Annotated in this window: 17 protein-coding genes; 8 read left to right on the top strand and 9 right to left on the bottom strand. The window is 66.7% G+C overall.

What is annotated here, in order from left to right:
- Positions 1 to 145: 145 nt before the first annotated feature.
- Positions 146 to 2314, top strand: a complete 2169-nt coding sequence (locus ABH900_RS17215) for a M3 family metallopeptidase (protein WP_429624346.1) — start codon at positions 146 to 148, stop codon at positions 2312 to 2314.
- 117 nt (positions 2315 to 2431) lie between these two features.
- Here the strand turns inward: ABH900_RS17215 and cfa are convergent, their stop codons facing one another.
- Genes cfa through ABH900_RS17200 form a run of 3 tightly spaced genes read right to left on the bottom strand, consistent with a single transcriptional unit; the run spans position 2432 to position 4788 of the window.
- On the bottom strand, positions 2432 to 3547 hold the full coding sequence (cfa, locus tag ABH900_RS17210; RefSeq protein ID WP_429624345.1) for a cyclopropane fatty acyl phospholipid synthase: 1116 nt from the start codon (positions 3545 to 3547) through the stop codon (positions 2432 to 2434).
- A 19-nt stretch (positions 3548 to 3566) separates the two neighbouring features.
- Positions 3567 to 4448, bottom strand: a complete 882-nt coding sequence (locus tag ABH900_RS17205; RefSeq protein WP_429624344.1) for a DUF3298 domain-containing protein — start codon at positions 4446 to 4448, stop codon at positions 3567 to 3569.
- Positions 4449 to 4485: 37 nt separating this feature from the next.
- A complete protein-coding gene (locus ABH900_RS17200) occupies positions 4486 to 4788 on the bottom strand; it encodes a GNAT family N-acetyltransferase (protein ID WP_429624343.1) in 303 nt (100 codons plus the stop codon).
- A 209-nt stretch (positions 4789 to 4997) separates the two neighbouring features.
- Between ABH900_RS17200 and ABH900_RS17195 the strand changes: the two genes are divergently transcribed.
- A complete protein-coding gene (locus ABH900_RS17195) occupies positions 4998 to 5159 on the top strand; it encodes a hypothetical protein (RefSeq protein WP_429624342.1) in 162 nt (53 codons plus the stop codon).
- A 43-nt stretch (positions 5160 to 5202) separates the two neighbouring features.
- On the opposite strand, the gene ABH900_RS17190 is transcribed toward ABH900_RS17195, so the two are convergent.
- Both ABH900_RS17190 and ABH900_RS17185 read right to left on the bottom strand, forming a co-directional pair.
- Positions 5203 to 5829 (bottom strand): rhomboid family intramembrane serine protease, encoded by a 627-nt coding sequence (locus tag ABH900_RS17190; protein ID WP_429624341.1) that lies wholly within the window; start codon positions 5827 to 5829, stop codon positions 5203 to 5205.
- 7 nt (positions 5830 to 5836) lie between these two features.
- Entirely contained in the window at positions 5837 to 7402 is a 1566-nt protein-coding gene (locus ABH900_RS17185; RefSeq protein ID WP_429624340.1) for an oligopeptide:H+ symporter, read from the bottom strand.
- A 162-nt stretch (positions 7403 to 7564) separates the two neighbouring features.
- Between ABH900_RS17185 and ABH900_RS17180 the strand changes: the two genes are divergently transcribed.
- On the top strand, positions 7565 to 8413 hold the full coding sequence (locus tag ABH900_RS17180) for an endonuclease/exonuclease/phosphatase family protein (protein WP_429624339.1): 849 nt from the start codon (positions 7565 to 7567) through the stop codon (positions 8411 to 8413).
- Positions 8414 to 8516: 103 nt separating this feature from the next.
- On the opposite strand, the gene ABH900_RS17175 is transcribed toward ABH900_RS17180, so the two are convergent.
- Positions 8517 to 9128 (bottom strand): superoxide dismutase, encoded by a 612-nt coding sequence (locus ABH900_RS17175; RefSeq protein WP_005410310.1) that lies wholly within the window; start codon positions 9126 to 9128, stop codon positions 8517 to 8519.
- Between the two features lie 225 nt (positions 9129 to 9353).
- Here ABH900_RS17175 and ABH900_RS17170 point away from each other — a divergent pair, with 225 nt between their 5' ends.
- Positions 9354 to 9806, top strand: coding sequence for a ribonuclease domain-containing protein (locus ABH900_RS17170; protein ID WP_429624338.1), 453 nt, complete (start codon positions 9354 to 9356; stop codon positions 9804 to 9806).
- Positions 9806 to 10219 carry a barstar family protein gene (locus ABH900_RS17165; RefSeq protein WP_429624337.1) on the top strand — a complete coding sequence of 138 codons (414 nt, stop codon included), beginning with the start codon at positions 9806 to 9808 and terminating at the stop codon, positions 10217 to 10219. The genes ABH900_RS17170 and ABH900_RS17165 overlap by 1 nt, the downstream gene beginning before the upstream one ends.
- A gap of 135 nt (positions 10220 to 10354) precedes the next feature.
- On the opposite strand, the gene ABH900_RS17160 is transcribed toward ABH900_RS17165, so the two are convergent.
- Entirely contained in the window at positions 10355 to 12112 is a 1758-nt protein-coding gene (locus ABH900_RS17160; protein ID WP_429624336.1) for a hypothetical protein, read from the bottom strand.
- 10 nt (positions 12113 to 12122) lie between these two features.
- A complete protein-coding gene (locus tag ABH900_RS17155) occupies positions 12123 to 12722 on the bottom strand; it encodes an NfuA family Fe-S biogenesis protein (protein WP_429624335.1) in 600 nt (199 codons plus the stop codon).
- Between the two features lie 90 nt (positions 12723 to 12812).
- On the opposite strand from ABH900_RS17155, the gene ABH900_RS17150 reads away from it, so the two are divergent.
- From ABH900_RS17150 to zupT, 3 genes are all read left to right on the top strand, one after another.
- Positions 12813 to 13163 (top strand): 4a-hydroxytetrahydrobiopterin dehydratase, encoded by a 351-nt coding sequence (locus ABH900_RS17150; RefSeq protein ID WP_429624334.1) that lies wholly within the window; start codon positions 12813 to 12815, stop codon positions 13161 to 13163.
- Complete coding sequence (locus tag ABH900_RS17145; RefSeq protein ID WP_429624333.1) at positions 13160 to 13576, top strand: energy transducer TonB; 417 nt, start codon at positions 13160 to 13162, stop codon at positions 13574 to 13576. Before ABH900_RS17150 ends, ABH900_RS17145 begins: the two co-directional genes overlap by 4 nt.
- 98 nt (positions 13577 to 13674) lie before the next feature.
- The gene (gene zupT / locus ABH900_RS17140; protein ID WP_429624332.1) at positions 13675 to 14484 is read left to right on the top strand and encodes a zinc transporter ZupT; all 810 of its coding nucleotides are present in this window, start codon (positions 13675 to 13677) and stop codon (positions 14482 to 14484) included.
- Positions 14485 to 14578: 94 nt separating this feature from the next.
- Here the strand turns inward: zupT and ABH900_RS17135 are convergent, their stop codons facing one another.
- Entirely contained in the window at positions 14579 to 15553 is a 975-nt protein-coding gene (locus tag ABH900_RS17135) for an RluA family pseudouridine synthase (RefSeq protein WP_429624331.1), read from the bottom strand.
- Positions 15554 to 15582: the final 29 nt, after the last annotated feature.

The following is a 15582-nucleotide window of genomic DNA, read 5'->3' as shown; positions in this document are numbered from 1 at the left end:
GTGGTGTTCTCCATGGTACCGGGGCAGCCACCCATGGGGTGGCTCTACTGCAGGGCGGCCTTGCCAGCATGCCTTTTGACACAAGTGCGGGCGTGACCGGCCGGGTTACCCTCGGGCCCTTGTTTGCCTTACCGGAGTTCCTACCTTGACCACTCGACTTGCCCTTGCCGTGGCCATGACCCTCGGCCTTGCCCTGCCCGCCTACTCGGCCGGCGCCGCCACCCCGGCCGCCAGCAGCACCGCCCAGCAGGCCAACCCGTTCTTCGCCGACAGCCCGCTGCCGCTGCACTTCCCGCAGTTCGACAAGATCAAGGACAGCGATTTCGCCCCGGCCTTCGACGCCGGCATGGCACAGCAGCTGAAGGAAGTGGAGGCGATCGCCAACAACAAGGCCAAGCCGACCTTCGACAACACCATCATCGCCCTGGAAAAGAGCGGTGACATCCTCGACCGTGCGACCACCGTGTTCTTCAGCCTGGTCGGCGCCGATACCAACGACACCCGCAAGAAGCTGCAGGCCGATTACTCGGCGAAGTTCGCCGCGCACAGCGATGCGATCGCGCTGAACGGCAAGCTGTTCGCCCGCATCCAGGCGCTGTATGACACCCGCAGCCAGCTGGGCCTGGACGCCGAAGGCGTGCGCCTGGTCGAGAAGTACTACGACAACTACGTACGCGCCGGCGCCAAGCTGTCCGAGGCCGACAAGGCCACGCTGAAGGGCATGAATGCCGAGCTGGCCAACCTGGGCACCAAGTTCAGCCAGAACGTGCAGTCGGAAGTGAACGCCTCGGCGATCACCGTCGACGACGTCAAGGAGCTGGCCGGCCTGTCCAAGGAGCAGATCGCTGCCGCCGCCGAAGCCGCCAAGGCCCGTGGCCTGGAAGGCAAGTACGTGATCACCCTGCTCAACACCACCGGCCAGCCGCCGTTGACCAACCTGGCCAACCGCGCCCTGCGCCAGAAGATCTACGAAGCCTCGACCACCCGCGGCAGCCGCGGTGGCGAGTTCGACAACACCGCGCTGGTCTCGCGCATCATGCAGCTGCGTGCCGACAAGGCCAAGCTGATGGGCTTCGCCAACTTCGCCGCCTACAACCTGACCAACCAGACCGCCAAGACCCCCGAAGCGGTCAATGCGATGCTGGGCAAGCTGGCCCCGGCCGCCGTGGCCAACGCCAAGCGCGAAGCCGCCGACCTGCAGGCGATGATCGACAAGGAGCAGAAGGCAGCGCGCAAGCCGACCTTCCAGCTGGAACCGTGGGACTGGGCCTTCTACAGCGAGAAGGTGCGCCAGGCCAAGTACAACTTCGACGAGTCGCAGCTGAAGCCGTACTTCGAACTGAAGAACGTGCTGGAAAACGGCGTGTTCTATGCCGCTGGCCAGGAATTCGGCCTGACCTTCAAGCAGCGCACCGACCTGCCGGTCTACCACGATGACGTCACCGTCTACGACGTGTTCGATGCCGACGGCAGCCAGCTGGCGATCTTCATCTTCGACCCGTACGCGCGCGCCTCCAAGCGTGGTGGTGCGTGGATGAACTCCTACGTCTCGCAGTCCAAGCTGACCGGCTTCAAGCCGGTGGTGGCCAACCACCTGAACATCCCGAAGCCGCCGGCCGGCCAGCCGACCCTGCTGACCTGGGATGAGGTGAACACCACCTTCCACGAGTTCGGCCACGCCCTGCACGGCATGTTCTCCAACGTGAAGTACCCGTACTTCTCGGGCACCTCGGTGCCGCGTGACTTCGTCGAGTTCCCCTCGCAGGTCAACGAGATGTGGTCGGACAACCCGGCCATCCTGAAGAACTATGCCAAGCACTACCAGAACGGCTCGGCCATGCCGCAGGCGCTGCTGGACAAGGTGCTGGCCGCGGCCAAGTTCAACCAGGGCTTTGCCACCACCGAATACCTGGGTGCGGCGATGCTGGATCAGCGCTGGCACCAGATCGGTGCCGACCAGGTGCCGGCGGCCAAGGACGTGATGGCCTTCGAGCGCGCCGCACTGGAGAAGGACGGCATCTACTACGCGCCGGTTCCTCCGCGCTACAAGACCCCGTACTTCAGCCACATCATGGGTGGCTACTCGGCCGGCTACTACGCCTACATCTGGTCGGAAGTGCTCGACGCCAATACCCAGAAGTGGTTCAAGGACAACGGCGGCCTGAGCCGCAAGAATGGCGATCACTTCCGCGCCACGCTGCTGTCCAAGGGCGGCAGCGTCGACGCCATGCAGCTGTTCCGCGATTTTGCCGGCCACGAGCCGCAGATCGAACCGCTGCTGGAGAAGCGTGGCCTGACCGGCGCCGGCAACTGATCGCCCGCGCGGTAGCGTGAAACGAAAACCGCCCGGGAAACTGGGCGGTTTTTTGTGGACCATCTACGACGCGCCGCATTCCAGTAGATCCACACCATGCGTGGATGATCTTCCAGATCAACGCGGCGCCACATACCCACCCGGCACGCCTTCCGGCGACAGCACCAGCTGCCACAGCTGCGCATGCCGGCAACGGAAGGTGGCCATCGACCCAGCCAGATAAAAACGCCACATACGGCGGAAATGCTCGTCGTAACCCGCGTCCAGCTGCGGCCACGCCGCTTCCACGTTGCGCCGCCAGGCCTGCAGGGTCAGGTCATAGTCGGTGCCGAAGTTGTGCCAGTCCTCCAGCACGAAACGCCCTTCGAACGCCTTGGTGACCTGCACCGCCGAAGGCAGCATCGAGTTGGGGAAGATGTAGCGCGCGATCCACGGGTCGGTGCGGTGGCGGGAGATGTTGGTGCCGATGGTATGCAGCAGCAGCAACCCGCGCGGCGACAGGCAGCGCTGGGCCACCTCGAAGAAGCTGGCGTAGTTCTTGTCACCTACGTGTTCGAACATGCCGATCGAGAAGATCGCATCGAACGGCTCGTCCAGTTCACGGTAATCCTGCAGGCGGATCTCGATCGGCAGGCCGGCGCACAGTTCTCGGGCGAAGTCGGCCTGTTCCTGCGAGATGGTCACACCGACACCGCTGACACCGTAGCGCTCGGCGGCGAATTTGAGCGCTTCGCCCCAGCCGCATCCGATATCCAGCACGCGCTGGCCTGGGCGCAGGCCCAGCTTGCGGCAGACCAGGTCGAGCTTGGCTTCCTGCGCCGCATCGAGATCGTCGGCGTTGCGCCAGTAGCCGCAGCTGTAGACAAGGCGCTGGCCGAGCATGGCCCGGTAAAGATCATTGCCGAGGTCGTAGTGACGACGGCCGACCTCGTAGCTGCCCTGCCCGGCCTGCAGGTTGAACAGGCGCGCCTTGAGCGCATCGGCCACTTCGCGCCAGCCGTGCACCCGTTCGTCCAGGTGCGCCTGCATCAGATGGACGAGGAAGTCATCCAGGACGTTGGCATCCCACCAGCCGTCCATGTAACTCTCGCCCAGGCCGAGCGAGCCGTGCGCCATGACCCGCGCAAAGAAGCGCGGGTCATGTACCTGGATGTCCTGTGGCTGGGTGCCGCCGATGCGGACCCCGGCTTCGTGGAGCAGGCCGGCAACCCGCTCCTGCAACCCTGTATCCACGCCACCTCCTCGACTGCGGTCAACCGCGTGCGAACAGCTCCACGTAGTCCTTGGCCACGTGCGGCAACAACACCGCCGCCGGTACATCGGCGGTCTGGGTGCCGTCCGAGTATGGACCCACCTGATACGGCGGGAACACAAAACGCACCGCGGTGATCTGGCCCTTATCGTCGGTCAGTGGCTGGAACTGGCTGAAATTGTCGGCCTGCGGGCCGGTGCCATCGGCAATCATGCGCGAGGCGTTGCGCAGCGATTCCTGCAGCTGGGCCGGGTCCATGTCCTCGCCGCTGAGGCGGGTGGCCACGCGCTCGCGCAGCTGGTCTGCCACGAAATCACTGATCGCCTTCCAGCCCTTGGCATCGGCCACCAGCTTCTCGGCACTGAGCATCTGCTGATGCTGCGGCAGCCATACGAAGCGCGCCACCAGCGGCTCGCCGTGGGCACCACCGGTATAGCGGCTGCCATCGGCACTGATCACCACAAGTTGCGGTGTCTCCAGCAGCTTCTCGAAGCTCAGCGACAGCTCGTAGGGCATGGTCGGCTTGTCGTTGCCGAGGCCGTCCAGCGCCTGCTGCAGGTCGCTGCGCGCGCTGGTGGCGTAGCCCTGCAGCGCGCGCGCCAGGCCGGGGTAACGGTCGATGCCGGCCGGGTAGCTGATGCCGACCACTTCGCGCTCGTTGTTCTCGATCACATCGCGCAGGTCCAGCGGCGCTTCCGCGGCCGGCGCCTCACCCGCAGCGGCGGCCTCGGCGGCGGGGGCCGCGTCGGGCGCCGGAGCCGGCTCACTTTCGCGCTGGCAACCGGCCAGCAACAGCACGCCCACTACGCCGGCCAGCACGCTGCCGTGCAATGGCCGGTTGTTTCCAATCTTCATCGGGATCCCCTGTTCATGTTTGTACATCATCGCCCGCCCTGGCTGAAGCGTGGCCCGCTGGCCTTCAGCCAACCAGCAGGTCGTGATACTCCTCGTGCCGCTGCAGGAAAGCCTCGGCATAGGAACACGCCGGCACCACCTTGTACTTCCGCTCGCGGGCGAAGCGCAGTGCGACGCGGGTCAGCTCACCCGCGATCCCGCGGCCGGCAATCGGCTCGGGCACCTCGGTATGGGTGATGACCATGCGCCTGCGCTTGATCTGGTAGTCCAGCACCGCCACCTGTCCTCGCACGCGGGCGCTGAAGCGATGGTTGGCCTGATCGTGTTCGACCTCGTAGGCCAGACCGGGGGGCGTGACCGAAGCCATGGAACTGTCTCCTGCGACGACTGCGTGGATGGTGCGCAGCCGGGCGCCATGATCGCGTGAAGCCTGAACAGGGGCAAGTCCAGTCCATTCACGTCAGTTTCCGACCCTCAAGCTGGAGCGCCAGCGGCCGCTATCGCCTATGGAGGGGTACGGCCTGGCTGGCACGACCCTTGCGACCGTTGACCATGCGCACCACCGTGGAGGCTCCGATGCACGCCAGCAATTCCCATTCCGATACCGACCGCGCCCTGCTGGAGGGCCTGCTGCAACTGGCGGTGGAAGGGCAGACCGAAGACCAGGATTTCCAGCGCATCGGCGAGGAAGTGTTCGCTCGCCTGCTGGACACCTACGGCCAGCAGGCCGCGGCCTGAACCGACGGGGCGGATCGACACCGATCCGCCCCCATCGCCGGCATCAACCGCCGCCTAGGCGGAAGGTCGGATTGGACAGTTCGCGCAGGAAGTGGCTGAAGATGCTCGGCTGCATGGCCAGCATGAAGATCACGCCAAACGCCGCACCGGCCAGGTGTGCGCTGTGGTTGATGCGGTCACCGCCGCGCTTGTCCATCCAGATGCTGTAACCGACGTAGAACGCCGCGTAGACGATCGCCGGCGCCGGAATGAAGAACACCAGGATGATCGACCACGGCTTGATCAGGATGAAGGCGAACAGCACCGCCGACACCGCCCCGGACGCACCGAGGCTGAGGTAGTTCGGGTTCTTCTGGTTCTTCAGGTAGCTGGGCAGGATCGAGACCAGCAGCGCGCCGATGTAGAACGCCGGGTAGGTCAGGTAGCTGCCGGTCAGCTGCACCATCACGCCCTCGATGAATCCCCCGAAGAAGAACAGGGTGATCATGTTGAAGATCAGGTGCGACCAGTCGGCATGGATGAAGCCATAGGTCACCAGCCGGTCGTACTGGCGGTGGCGATCCACCGCCGGCGGCCACAGGATCAGGCGATCGGCCAGCTTGCGGTTGTTGAACGCCATCCACGACAGGATGGCGGTGATGGCGATCAGCAGCAGGTTGACGGGGGTCATGTCAGGCTCAGGCGCTACGGTAGTTGTCGACCATACGATAGCGTTTTGCATACCAACCAAACGCCAACGCCGCGACGAAGGCGAACCCGGCGAAGAAGAACATCAGGAACGCCGCCTCGCTCAGGCCTGTCCCGGCGATCTGGTGCGTGACGGTGTCGTTGCGCACAGCCGCGTTGGACAGCAGCACCCAGAGGTTGCCGATGGTGGTGGTCAGGTTCCAGAAGCTCATCACCACGCCCTTCATCGCCTGCGGCGCCTGGCTGTAGGCGAACTCCAGGCCGGTGGCCGAGACCAGCACCTCACCGAAGGTCAGCAGCGCGTAGGGCAGCATCTGCCAGAAGATCGACATGGCGTTGCCGCCGTCCATCACCACCTGGATGCCACCGACCACGATCCAGGCCAGGCCGCTGAAGGCGATGCCGGCGGTCATGCGGCGCAGTGCGGTCGGCTCGAAGCCGAAACGGCGCAACGCCGGGTACAGCACCAGATTGTTGAACGGGATCAGGATCATCACCAGCAGCGGGTTCAGCGCCTGCATCTGCGAGGCGGTGAACCAGCTCGGCATCTGCATCTGCTGGCCCTGCAGGACCCAGGTCGAGGCCTTCTGGTCGAACAGCGAGAAGAACGGTGTGGTCAGTGCGAAGATCACCAGCACGCGCAGCACCGAGCGCACGCCTTCCACGGCTTCAGCCGGATGCTGGCCACGGGCGCGGTCCAGCTGCAGCCAGGTACCACCGCCGATGCCCGCCAGGAGGGCCACCAGCGCCAGGCACAGGCAGATCACGATGCCCAGCGAACCGACCAGGCCGAACGAGGCCACCGCCAGTACCAGGCCCAGCACGGCGATCACCAGGCCCGGACGGCCCTGGCCCGCCACGCGTGCGGTCAGCGCGGTGCGCACCACATTGGCGAACGAATGCGGGTCCTTCGGCGGCAGCGGCACCAGCACGTAGCGCTTGCGGCCCAGCCAGAACACGAAGGTGGCGATGAACATCAGGATGCCCGGGATGCCGAACGCCCACTGCGGCCCCCAGTTCTTCAGCACCAGCGGGATCAGCAGCGAGGCGAACAGCGAGCCGAAGTTGATGATCCAGTAGAAGGCGTCGAAGACAAACTTGGCCAGGTGCTTGTTGCTCTGGTCGAACTGGTCGCCCATGAACGAGGCCACCAGCGGCTTGATGCCACCAGCGCCGAGCGCGATCAGGCCCAGGCCGAGGAAGAAGCCCTCGCGGCTGTTCTCGAACAGGGCCAGGCACAGGTGGCCGGCGCAGTAGACCAGGCTGAACCAGAGGATGGTGTGGTACTTGCCGAAGAACTTGTCGGCCAGCCAGCCACCGAGCAGCGGGAAGAAATACACGCCGATCATGAAGCTGTGCATGATGTCCTTGGCTTCACCCGCACGGCCTTCCGCAGTGATTTCCTGCAGCAGCAGCGAGGTGATCAGGAACTGCACCAGGATGTTGCGCATCCCGTAGAAACTGAACCGTTCGCAGGCCTCATTGCCGATGATGTACGGAATCTGGCGCGGCATCCTTCCCTGGCCGGCGATGGGGGCAACTGCGTCGTGGCTCATCCTGTAAGGCATTCCTGCAAAGCGAAAGGCGCAAGGTTACCGGAACCCGGGCTTGCGAAGCACGCTGCAGGGCTGCATGACAACGGTGCCAATCCATGGCAGGCGGCGCTGGCCGTGCCGAAAGTCACGGCACCTCCACGACAAAAGCGTAAACTTATCGTTATGCGCCCCCTCGCCCACGCCCGCCTCCTGCTCAGCTGTCTTGCGCTGTCGTTGGCGTTGCAGGTGCAGGCACGACCGCAGGCGCCGGCCTCAGCCACCGGCGAAAACGATCCCCGGCAACTGACCGTGGCTGCGCTGGAACTGCCCAGCCGCGATGACGCACAGTGGAAGCAGCGCCGCGAACAGGTCGCGCAGCTGCTGACCGAACTGCAGCCGGACGTGATCTCGGTGCAGCAGGTGCTGCAGCAGCAGGGCCGCAATCCGGCCTGCTGGCTGGCCAGCCGGCTGCGCTACAGCTGCGACTTCGTCACCGCCGACCCGCCCAGCCAGGCGCTGCGGCACGGCAATGCGATGCTGACCCGGCTGCCGGTCAGCGAGGACGGCGTGACCCTGCTGCACCCTCCGGGCACCTTCAGCGCGGCCGGCATGATGCGGTTGAAGCTGGGCGAAGCGCTGGTCAACATCTACGTGGCGCGGCTGCGCCCGGATCCGGATGAGTCCGGCGCCCGCCAGCACCAAACCAGCGACCTGATGACCTGGATCGGCGCCACCGCCGAGGGCATGCCCAGCCTGATCGCCGGCGACTTCTCGGCGGCCACCGTGGAACTGGTGCGCAGCACGCCTGGTTTCCAGCCGGCACGGCGCAACCCCGGCGGCCGGCCCGAACCGGCAGCCGCCAGTGGTGGCGGCAGCAGTGGCCATGGCCTGGATGTGCTGTTCCAGGTCAAGCACTTCGGCGGAATCCGCCAGCAACCGATCCTGCTGCCGGCCGACGGCGACCTGCCCGGCCTGCGCCTGGGCGTGATGGCGACCCTGCGGCTGCAGGGCATCCCGGCGGCGACCGAATAGGTAGTGCCGCTGCGCTCGCCGGGCATGGCCCGGCGGATGCAATCGCACGCAGAAAAAAAGCCGGGGTCTCCCCCGGCCTTTTCACTTCATCCAGTTACGCAGATCAGGCGATCGCTTCCTGGTAACGGCGCTCGACTTCGTTCCAGTCGATGACGTTGAAGAACGCGCCGATGTATTCCGGGCGGCGGTTCTGGTACTTCAGGTAATACGCGTGTTCCCACACGTCCAGGCCGAGGATGGGGGTGTTGCCTTCCATCAGCGGGCTGTCCTGGTTGCCGGTGCTCTCGACCACGACCTTCTTGTCCGGGGTCACGCTCAGCCACGCCCAGCCGCTGCCGAAACGGGTCAGCGCCGCCTTGGTGAAGGCGTCCTTGAACTTGTCGAAACCACCCAGGTCCTTGTCGATGGCCTTGGCCACGTCGCCCACCGGGTTACCACCGGCATTGGGGGCCATCACGGTCCAGAACAGCGAGTGGTTGGCATGGCCGCCACCGTTGTTGCGCACCGGGCCCTGCAGATTCTCCGGCAGCGACTTGAGCTTCTTCACCAGCTCTTCGACCGGCAGGTCAGCGTACTCGGTGCCTTCCAGCGCCGCGTTGACGTTGTTGATGTAGGTCTGGTGATGCTTGGTGTGATGGATTTCCATCGTCGCCGCATCGATATGCGGTTCCAGCGCGTCGTAGGCGTAGGACAGCTTGGGCAGGGTGTAGGCCATGATGCATCTCCTGATTGCGAGGGCACCCGACGGTGTCGGGCGGTGCGCGGTGAATGATGGGGACAGGCAGCCAGATTACCAAGGGGGATGTAAAGGAAATTGCGTCCTGCCGGTGAGCACGACGGCAATTGTTATGCAGCAGTGACGCAGCACCGCCCTCATGCACGGTGCAGCGCACAGGCGCTACAGTGCGTGCACCACCCTCGCCTGCCCCTGCCCCTGCCTATGCGCAACCCTCGGCTGCTGATCACCGCCATCGCCCTGCTGCTGCTCGGCCTGGTCGCCAACCATTTCCTGCAGCGGCCAGCGGCTCCGCAGTTCGCACCGGATCTGCAGGGCGCGCCTGCCACACGTGCGCCGGCTGCGCCCAGCACCGGCGACGCCAGCGGGCTGCCCGCGTTCCTGCCCGCCGAGGCGCGCCAGACCATCGCCCTGATCCAGCGCGGCGGTCCGTTCGTGCACCGCCAGGATGGCAGCACCTTCGGCAACCGCGAGCAGCAGTTGCCATCGCGCCCCCGCGGCTATTACCGCGAGTACACCGTCGATACGCCCGGCGCGCGCACCCGCGGCACGCGCCGCATCGTCACTGGCGGCGATCCGCCGGAAGCGTGGTACTACACCGACGACCACTACGCGTCGTTCCGCAGTTTCACCGTACCGGCCCAGGGAGCGCAGTGATGAGCCACGATGATTTCGGCCTCGGCCTGCATGACATCAACAATGCCGGCGTCTACGCCATCGACAGCGAGGACATCGGGGCGCTGGCCGCGGCGATGCGCGATGCCGGCCTGAAGGTGATCCGTATCGACCTGGAAGGTGTGGCCGACAAGCGCACCTTGCTGGCCCGGTTGGCCGCGCAGCTGGATTTCCCGGCCGGCTTCGGCGGCAACTGGGATGCACTGTCGGACAACCTGCGCGACCTGCAGTGGCTGCCGGCCAACGGTTACGCGCTGTTCCTGGCCGACGTGGATACGCTGCGCGCGGCCGCGCAGAAGGACTTCGACACACTGCTTGACGTGATGGACGAAACCAGCCGCGACTGGGTCGGCCGCGACGTACCGTTCTGGATATTCCTGTCGCAGAGCGCGTGACGGTAGCGCCGGGCCACGCCCGGCGAACGCGCGTCGCGGCATGCACACCTCCGCCGGGCATGGCCCGGCGCTACCCGAGACGAATCGGTAGATCCACGCCATGCGTGGATTGTGGCCAGGCCCGGGCATCGCCACCTAGCGGCTGCCGTTATCTTCCTGCAGTTCTTTCTTGAACGGGATGTCCGGCGGTGGCCGCGCCACGGCCGGCTGGTCCTGCATGTTCGGGTTGGTCAGGCCGCAGCCGCCACCGGCCTGCAGGATCGATACCACGCAGGAGATCTTGGTGCTGGTGCCCGGCAACGGAATCTCCATGGCCTTGATGCCCTTGCGCACCCACTCGGCCAGCAGTGATTCCTGCGGCACCCAGTACTTGTCGAACGAGGTGGGGGTGTAGTCGTACGGAGGACGCTTGAGCCACTTGCCCGACTGCGCGATGCGTTCCTTGGTCCAACCGTCATTGGCTCCGCCCGGTGCGCCACGCTCGGCGCGCCCTTCGCCCTCCTGTCCAGGCACGCGCACGCTGCCATCGGCGTTGAACAGACCATTACCACTGCCGGACGTACTGGCCTGGCTGTCGCCGTGGCTGGCCCCCTCGCGAGCGTGGTTGGACGCCCCCCAGTCATCGCCCTTGGCCGGCGTGGCCCAGTTGCCCGGGTCCGGCGCAGGCCGCGCACCGGCCTGCGCCGGCGCCGCGCTCGATGCGGCCGGGCGTGCAGCGGCGCTGCGGGCCTGCGCTGCACTGCCATTGGCGGTCGCCGCAGGCGTTGCAGCAGGCGCGCTACCGCTGGACGCTGACGGCGCCGCCACTGGTGCCGAGGCCACTGCACGCTCTCGCACCTGCACATCACGCCCGGCCGGCGCGCGCACCGTCGGCTCACGCCCTGCCACCGTCGCCATCCGTACCTGCGGATCGGCCACGGCCTGCACGTCACGTTCGCGCACCTGCACGTCCTGCTGCGGCATGCGCACCCGCACTTCGGCGGTACGCAGCGGCTGCGGGACCACGGGGGCATCGACCGTGCTGACGTCGCGCTCGCGCACCGGAATGTCACGCACCTGCGGTGCGTGCACGGCCAGCTCTGGCGCGCGTATCGGCGTCGGCGGCGCCTGCACCGGTTGTACGCTGCGTTCGCGCACGCTGGGCGTGCTGTCGCGCGGCACCACACTGACTTCAGTGCGCGGCACGCTGACCGGTGGCACCACGAAATCGGTGCTGGCCTGGGCCACCTCGGTGGCCTGCACCGGCGACGGGGGCGGGGCTGCAACCGGCGCCGGTTCGGCCTCGGCCGGCGGCGGCGTGCTGGCAGTCGCGGCGGCGGCCGGCGATGGAACCGCTGCCGCTGCCGCGTCGGGACGCGGTTCGGGGGCCGTCGCCGCGCCCGCCTCCTGCCCTGCGGCGACCTTGCCGGCGGGTGCCGCAGCAGCGGCTTCGGCACCGGGCTGATCGCCGCCGCCCTCCTGCGCCGCACGACCGACGAACTGCATCTGTACCCGCTCGCCGTCGGCACCGTCTTCTTCCGGGGTCGTGGTGCGGATCACCGCTACCCATAGCAGCAGCGCGAAGAACAGCAGGTGCAGCACCGCGCTGACCAACGCCGAAGTCCAGCGCATCCAGCGCTGGTCGCGCGGCGCTGCACTCCAGCCCTGCCAGAACAAGCGGCGCAACGCCTGCCACGGCGACAGCCGCGGCGACTGCCCGGGCGGGCCGGGCAATGGGCGCGGCAGCAGCACCGCGATCACCTCGCGGGCATGGAACGGACGCGGCAGCGGCCCCAGCGAACGCAACCACAGCGCCCAGCCATACGGCAGGCGCGTGGTTTTCTCGAGGACGGATCGTGGCTGCTGGCGCGCCAGCAGAAGATCGATGAGTTGCTCGGCCCGGGTCAGAGGCACGCGTCAGCGATCAGGCGGCGTTGCCGCGAGGGATGTACGGCGCATGGCCGCTGTCGTGGTCGGTCGCGTCACGCACGGCGGTCACGCCCGGCACACGGCCCATCAGGGTTTTCTCGATGCCTTGCTTGAGCGTCACGTCGGCCATGCCGCAGCCCTGGCAGCCGCCGCCGAAGCGCAGCAGCACCACGCCTTCGGCCGAGACTTCCTGCACGGCCACCTTGCCGCCATGCGAAGCCAGCTGCGGATTGATTTCGTTTTCCACCACCCAGTGCACGCGTTCGACCAGCGAAGCGGCATCGCCAGGCGCTTCGCCCTTGATGCGCGGCGCCTTGATGGTCAGCTGCTGGGCACCAGCGGTACCGGCGACGATGTCGATCTCGGCGCCATCAAGCCAGCCGACGCTGCCGGCATCGACGTAGAGCGTGAAGCCATCGCAGTCCACCGCCCACTCGTCGCCGAGCAGTTCAGCCGGCTCGGCGAACTCCAGCCGGGCATCGGCGCGCGGGGTACCGGGATCGACTGCGCTCAGGCGCACGCCCATGCCGGGCACGCCCTCGCGTTCGATCAGCTTGCGGAAATGGGTCTGGGCAGTGTCGGAGATCTGGATCATCAGGCTATTCTAGCCAAGTAAGCGTCAGCCGCTCATTCGATTTATACACCGTCCGGCGCATTGTTCAGTCAACACGAGGTGGAGATTCCCATGGCCGACCTGATTCCACTGGCCCAGGCCAGTTGCGTGCCGCGCAAAGGCAGCGACCACAAGCTTGGTGAGGCCCGCCTGGCCGAGCTGCTGCCGCAGATTCCCGGCTGGGAGCTGAGCGAGGGTGGCCAGGCCCTGTTGCGCACCTTCCGCTTCAAGGACTACTACGCCACCATGGCCTTCGTGAACGCGCTGGCCTGGATCGCCCACCGCGAGGACCACCATCCGGACCTGGGCGTGCATTACGACCGCGCGGTCGTGCGCTTTTCCACCCACGATGTGGGCGGCCTGAGCGAGAACGACTTCATCTGCGCGGCGAAGACTTCGGCCCTGACGGAGCAACTGCCATGAACGTACGTTTGCTGAGCCTGTCCCTGATCGCTGCGACCGGCCTGGCCGGCTGTGGCCCCTCCGAGCCGCCGGCCCCGCCACCGCCGCCGCCGACCGAAGTGGCCGCGGTGAAGACCCCGCCGCCGCAGTACCCGCTTGAACTGGCCTGCATGGGCGTGGGTGGCACCAGCACCTTCAAGGTGACCATCGGCACCGACGGCAAGCCGAGCGAGGTTGCCCTGCTTACCGGCGCCGGCAATCCGCAGCTGGATGAGCTGGCCAGGACCGCCGTGCAGGGCTGGCACTTCAATGCCGCCACCCGCAACGGCCAGCCGGTGCCGGCCACCATCCAGGTGCCGATCAGCTTCAATCCGCCGCAACCGAAGCCGGACCAGTGCTTCGCCATCGAAGAACGCCTGCGCCGCGGCGGCTGATCGCGCATACCCCGACGAGGCCAGCCGACGCCCGCCTCGCCCTCGCCGCCCCGGCTTCGTCCGGGGCGGTTGTCTGTTGATCAGGATCGCGTCGGTACATGCTGCAGATTCCCCCCGAAAACATCTGGATCGCACTGGCGGTCACTCTCGCGGCCGGCCTGGCGACCGCCATCGGCAGCCTGCTGGTGCTGTTCTCGCGACGCCCCAACCCGCGCCTGCTGGCGTTCGGGCTGGCCTTTGCCGGTGGCGCCATGGTCTACGTGTCGCTGTCAGAGATCCTCAACAAGTCCATCGCGTCGTTCGCACTGGCCTATGGCGAGCGCACCGGCTTCACCTACGGCACTCTGGCCTTCCTGCTGGGCGTGGTGGTGATCGTGCTGATCGACCACTTCATTCCCAACCCGCACGACAGCCTGGACAAGCAGGACCCCGCGTTCCGCGAGAACAGCCGCGAATACCTCAAGCGGGTCGCCCTGCTGACCTCGATCGCGATCACCGCGCACAATTTCCCGGAAGGGCTGGCGACCTTCTTCGCGACACTGGAGAGCCCCTCGGTGGGCATGCCACTGGCCTTCGCCATCGCCATCCACAACATTCCCGAAGGCATCGCGATTGCGGTGCCGGTGTACTTCGCCACCCAGAACAAGTTCTACGCGTTCAGCGCCAGCCTGCTCTCGGGCCTGGCCGAGCCGGTGGGCGCCGTGCTTGGCTACTGGCTGCTGTCCGGCTCGCTGTCGCACGCCACCTTCGGCTGGGTGTTCGGGCTGATCGCCGGCGTGATGGTGTTCCTGGCGCTGGACGAGCTGCTGCCGGCGGCCAAGCGCTACGCCAAGGGTCACGAGACGGTGTATGGCCTGGTGGCCGGCATGGGCACGCTGGCGATCAGCCTGGTGCTGTTCAAGTGGTGAGGCCCCCCGAAGGGCGGATCCACGCATGGCGTGGATCTACCGAAGCCAGGCAGCGCCAGGCCATGCCTGGCGACATTGACCGGCGCCTTCGCCCTCAGCGGAGCCGATCCAGTGCCTCGACCAGCTCATCGGCCAGCGGCGCGTTCAACACATAAGGGGTCTTGCCCGCATCCAGCGCGAACTCCAGCGAGGCCGCATGCAGGAACAGGCGCTTCAGCCCGATCTGCTCACGAAGCCGCTTGTTGACCGCCGGATCGCCGTACTTGTCGTCACCGGCGACCGGATGCCCCAGGTGCTGGGCATGCACACGGATCTGGTGAGTACGCCCGGTTTCGATGCGAACCTCACAGTAGGAATGGCCGCCACGGCGTTCCAGCACCCGGAAGTGGCTGATCGATTCCTTGCCGATCGCGTTGACCTGCACATGGCGCTCGCCACCCTGGCGCAACCCCACGTGCAACGGCGCGTCGACCGTCATCACCCCGTCGGGCATGCGCCCAGCCAGCAGGGTCAGATAGCGCTTGCGGATGCCGGCGCCGTGGTCTTCGCGCAGCAGCGCCTGCAGCTCGCTCAGCGCCGAGCGCTTCTTGGCCACGATCAGCAGGCCCGAGGTGTCGCGATCCAACCGGTGGACCAGTTCCAGGGTCTGCCCCGGGCGTAGCGCGCGCAGCGTCTCGATGGCGCCGAAACTGATGCCGCTGCCGCCATGACTGGCAACGCCCGAGGGCTTGTTCAGGGCCAGCAGACGGGCATCCTCGAAGACGATGGCCTGCTCCAGGCGGCGCATGAACGCCTCCGGCGGGCCGGCCTTGTCGCCCTCTTCATTGAGACGGACCGGTGGCACACGCACCTCATCTCCCGCCTCCAGCTTGCGTTCGGCCTTGGCACGGCCGCCATTCACCCGCACCTGGCCACTGCGCACCAGCTTGTAGACCAGGCTGCGCGGGGCCCCCTTCAGCTGGCCGAGCAGGAAATTGTCCAGGCGTTGGCCGGCGCGGTCGTCGGGAACGGTGATCATGCGCACGGAAGGCTTGTCGCCAGCGGGCTTGGTGGGGTCTTGGGCAGTCATCAGGCTGTTTATTCTGTTACACTCGGGGG

The organism is Stenotrophomonas sp. AN71 (assembly GCF_050435725.1).
Taxonomy (GTDB): Bacteria; Pseudomonadota; Gammaproteobacteria; order Xanthomonadales; family Xanthomonadaceae; genus Stenotrophomonas.
Note: the sequence above shows the minus strand (reverse complement) of the source record. Positions and strands in the feature narration are given on the sequence as shown.

Excerpts from the sequence above, each read along its gene's own strand:
- ABH900_RS17205 (WP_429624344.1), bottom strand. The coding sequence starts at position 4,448 with ATGTACAAACATGAACAGGGGATCCCGATGAAGATTGGAAACAACCGG.
- ABH900_RS17200 (WP_429624343.1), bottom strand. The coding sequence starts at position 4,788 with ATGGCTTCGGTCACGCCCCCCGGTCTGGCCTACGAGGTCGAACACGAT.
- ABH900_RS17195 (WP_429624342.1), top strand. The coding sequence starts at position 4,998 with ATGCACGCCAGCAATTCCCATTCCGATACCGACCGCGCCCTGCTGGAG.
- ABH900_RS17190 (WP_429624341.1), bottom strand. The coding sequence starts at position 5,829 with ATGACCCCCGTCAACCTGCTGCTGATCGCCATCACCGCCATCCTGTCG.
- ABH900_RS17185 (WP_429624340.1), bottom strand. The coding sequence starts at position 7,402 with ATGAGCCACGACGCAGTTGCCCCCATCGCCGGCCAGGGAAGGATGCCG.
- ABH900_RS17180 (WP_429624339.1), top strand. The coding sequence starts at position 7,565 with ATGCGCCCCCTCGCCCACGCCCGCCTCCTGCTCAGCTGTCTTGCGCTG.
- ABH900_RS17175 (WP_005410310.1), bottom strand. The coding sequence starts at position 9,128 with ATGGCCTACACCCTGCCCAAGCTGTCCTACGCCTACGACGCGCTGGAA.
- ABH900_RS17170 (WP_429624338.1), top strand. The coding sequence starts at position 9,354 with ATGCGCAACCCTCGGCTGCTGATCACCGCCATCGCCCTGCTGCTGCTC.
- ABH900_RS17165 (WP_429624337.1), top strand. The coding sequence starts at position 9,806 with ATGAGCCACGATGATTTCGGCCTCGGCCTGCATGACATCAACAATGCC.
- ABH900_RS17155 (WP_429624335.1), bottom strand. The coding sequence starts at position 12,722 with ATGATCCAGATCTCCGACACTGCCCAGACCCATTTCCGCAAGCTGATC.
- ABH900_RS17150 (WP_429624334.1), top strand. The coding sequence starts at position 12,813 with ATGGCCGACCTGATTCCACTGGCCCAGGCCAGTTGCGTGCCGCGCAAA.
- ABH900_RS17145 (WP_429624333.1), top strand. The coding sequence starts at position 13,160 with ATGAACGTACGTTTGCTGAGCCTGTCCCTGATCGCTGCGACCGGCCTG.
- zupT (WP_429624332.1), top strand. The coding sequence starts at position 13,675 with ATGCTGCAGATTCCCCCCGAAAACATCTGGATCGCACTGGCGGTCACT.
- ABH900_RS17135 (WP_429624331.1), bottom strand. The coding sequence starts at position 15,553 with ATGACTGCCCAAGACCCCACCAAGCCCGCTGGCGACAAGCCTTCCGTG.